Source organism: Psychroserpens mesophilus (genome assembly GCF_050617655.1).
GTDB classification, from domain to species: Bacteria; Bacteroidota; Bacteroidia; order Flavobacteriales; family Flavobacteriaceae; genus Psychroserpens; species Psychroserpens mesophilus_A.
In genome coordinates this window covers 1-245 of sequence record NZ_JBODQC010000414.1, presented here as the reverse complement: position 1 = coordinate 245, position 245 = coordinate 1, and the positions used below count along the sequence as shown (strand labels likewise).

General features: G+C 65.3%; 1 protein-coding gene. It reads left to right on the top strand.

Annotated features, from left to right (window positions below):
• On the top strand, positions 1 to 245 hold a 245-nt coding region (locus ACRHNM_RS17825; protein WP_431137977.1), incomplete at both ends, for a hypothetical protein.

The following is a 245-nucleotide window of genomic DNA, read 5'->3' as shown; positions in this document are numbered from 1 at the left end:
CTACCAGACGCTGTCCGCGCGTGGCACCGGTGTGCTGGGCCTGTTCGACCGCGGGCATGTCTCCGCCGAATGGAACTTCAACCAGCAGCGCTACCGCAGCCGTGGTAGTGACAGCACGTTCCAGTTCGACAACGTCTACTACCGCCATGACCTGGGGCAGGCGCACTACCTGCAGGCCGGGCGCATGGACCGCCGCAATCTGTCCAGCCCGCAGGGCGGCACTTTCAGTTTCAGCATGCTGCCGC